This window comes from Nesterenkonia massiliensis (assembly GCF_000455245.1).
GTDB lineage: Bacteria > Actinomycetota > Actinomycetes > Actinomycetales > Micrococcaceae > Nesterenkonia > Nesterenkonia rhizosphaerae.
This window is the reverse complement of sequence record NZ_HG005181.1, coordinates 1-2,805: the sequence shown is the minus strand read 5'-3', so window position 1 is coordinate 2,805 and position 2,805 is coordinate 1. Positions and strand designations below refer to the sequence as shown.

Sequence of the window (2,805 nt, the reverse complement as noted above, 5' to 3'; positions counted from 1 at the left end):
GGGCTCATCGCAGACGAGGGTGTAGCAGCGGTCTGAATCCTCCAGTGTCGAGCAGTGATCTCGCGATGTAGTTGGCGAGGTTCCGGAAGCCCAGGGCGGTTCCGCGCAGGTGTTCGAGCCTGCCGTTGAATCTCCTATGTTTGTCAAGCCGTCGCAAGTTGGGCTCGTGCTTCGGTGTTGAGGTGTCGGTAGATCTCACGAGCGAGGTATCGCTTGAGGCAGCGACGGATCTCTCGGAGGGTGCGGCCTTCTGCGGTGCGGCGTTCGACGTAGGCGCGGGTGCGGGGGTCCATTCGCATGCGGGTGACGACGGCCATGTGGAGGGCTCTGTTCAGGCGGCGATCACCGCCTCGATTGATGCGGTGCCGAACGGTGTTGCCCGAGGAGGCGGGGATCGGATTGGTGCCGGCGAGGCTGGCGAACGCGGCCTCAGATCTGATGCGTCCCAGGTGGGACCAGGAGGTCAGTGCGACGGCGGCGGTGACCGGCCCGATGCCGGGCTGGTCAAGGAGCGGGCCTGCTGGGCTCTGGCGCACCAGATCTGTGATCCGCTTCGTGATGTCCTTGAGGTCGGTGTCGAGGGCGACAACGCGCTTGGCCAGCCTGATGGCTTCGCCGCGGGTGGTGGCCGTGGCGAGGTCTTCGTCGCGGGCGCGCCAGGCAGCGATCATGGTGATCTGCGTGGCGGTGAGCGGGCGGCGGGCGTCGATGCCGAGGTCGAGGACGCGCAGCAGTGCGGTGAGTGCGTTGATCGTCGCGGTGCGCTCGGTGCTCATGTGGTCGCGGGAGGCCAGCAGTACCTTCACGGCAGCGCGGATGCCGTTGTCAGTGCGCGGTTCGCGCAGCTGTGATTCGTGTAGCGGGAGCACTGCGGCTGCGATCCGTCGGGCATCGAGTGTGTCGGATTTGCCGATGCCTCGGTTGCCGCGAGCGTTCATGCGTGGGGCCTCGACGACTGTGTATCCAGCATCTGTAGCGGCACGCGCCAGGCGTGCCCCGTACGTGCCCGTGCCCTCAATGCCCCAGAGCACGTCGGCCTCACCGCCGGTGCGGCGTCCGGCCCAGGACACTGCTCGTGACAGACCAGCAGTGGTGGCGGGGAACTGGGCTTCATCGATGACCTCGCCGGTGGGGCAGGCAAGGATCGAGATGGCGTGGTTGCGGGCGTGGGTATCCACGCCGATGACGAACGGGCGGGTATGGGCGACGATAGCCATGGTGGTCAAGGCTCCTGTCTTGGAAGTGGACGGGGTCACGGTCACTTCAGCGGCCGGCGCGGTCCGGGAAGAGGTCACTTCGGGGCGAATCTGTGATGGGCCACGACCCGTGAGGGTCGGGCAGTCTCCTGATGAGGTCACCGAGGTGGGCCGGATGGCGTCGGCCGCGCCGACCGGAGCGGACAATTCAACGGGAGGACACCGCGCGCTGCGGGCCAATTGCTTCGAGAGTCACACCCTGGTCGGTACGACCGACATCCATCCTGACCAGCCAGTCCCAGACCAGCCACCTTCAGACTCACAGATCGCTTCGGTGGGGCCGTTGGAAGTGCCGGGCCGGTCGAAGTAGGCGAGGATGTCAGCAGCCCGACGATTGAAGGTTCTCCCCAGACTGATCAGCTCCTGCAACCGCCGCGGAACCGCCCGGCGCAGTGACTCGATCACCGCTTCCAGCTGTTGCCGGCCCTGCCTCTTCGAGGGATTCCGGTAAGCGGCGACGATCTTCTGATAGATCCTCCAGGTCGCTTCAACTTCTACATGCTCATCCACGGTGAAGACCTTCTGCAACCGCTGGTGCTGCTTCTCTGTGAGCAGATCAGCTCCGGTACGCAGGGCCCTCCGGGTCCCGTAGAGCGGGTCACCAGACCGGCCCCGATGCCCCAGAGTCTCCTGCTGGACTCGCTGTCGGCACCGGTCCAGCGCGTCTCCGGCGAGGGCGACCACGTGGAAGGGATCCATCACCGCAGTCGCTTGTGGGAGCTCCTCAGCAGCAGCGGTCTTGAACCCGGTGAACCCGTCCATGGCCACCACCTCAATCCCATCCCTGAACTGCCTGGTCTGGGCGTCGAGCCAGCTCTTGAAGACCTGCTTGGAACGGCCTTCGACCATGTCGAGCAGCCGCGCCGGCCCGGTGCCGTCGCGGATCGGGGTCAGGTCGATGATCACCGTGACGAAGCGGCTGCCCCGCCCGGTATGGCGCCAGCAGTGCTCATCCACGCCTAAGACCTCGACCCCGTCGAACCGGGCCGGGTCATCGATCAACAGCTGCCGGCCCGCTTCGAGGACCGCGTCGTTGACCGTGTGCCACGCCGCACCCAGTCCGGCGGCGATCCTGGTGATCGACATCCGGTCGATGACCAGGGATTTCAGCGCCCAGAGCACTGCGTGGCGGGAGAGTCGTGCTCGTGGTGCGGCCGCGCTGCTGGTGTCTTGGCGCCACACCCGAGCACAGTCAGCGCACCGATAGCGCCGGATTCTCACCCAGAGTGTGGTGGGCCGCCAACCCAGTGGCACGTGCGCCAGTCGACGCACCACGGTCCCGATCGAGACGCCCTCCGCACCGCAGTCCCGGCACCAGGGATCAGGGTCCCGAACTCGACATTCCAGCACCGCTCGGTGTTCTTCGATGCGCTGGCCGGTGATGGTGAGTCCGAGCCGGTCGACCAGACAGAAACTATCGATATCAGGGATGGCAAAAGTAGGCTTGGCCACGTCGAGGTCTTTCTAGATGGGCAGTGTAGGAACTTCCATCTTCGGAAGGCCTCGACGCCTATCTGCGTACCGCCACGCCAACGGTTGCTACACCCTC

1 protein-coding gene and 1 pseudogene are annotated in these 2,805 nt (G+C 65.8%); both read right to left on the bottom strand.

Annotated elements, in window-relative coordinates:
- Positions 1-143 precede the first annotated feature (143 nt).
- Entirely contained in the window at positions 144-1,217 is a 1,074-nt protein-coding gene (locus TX78_RS12325) for an IS110 family RNA-guided transposase (protein WP_044496644.1), read from the bottom strand.
- A 303-nt stretch (positions 1,218-1,520) separates the two neighbouring features.
- A pseudogene (locus TX78_RS12320) lies at positions 1,521-2,708 on the bottom strand (ISL3 family transposase); the annotation flags it as partial.
- Positions 2,709-2,805 lie beyond the last annotated feature (97 nt).

Excerpts from the sequence above, each read along its gene's own strand:
- TX78_RS12325 (WP_044496644.1), bottom strand. The coding sequence starts at position 1,217 with ATGGCTATCGTCGCCCATACCCGCCCGTTCGTCATCGGCGTGGATACC.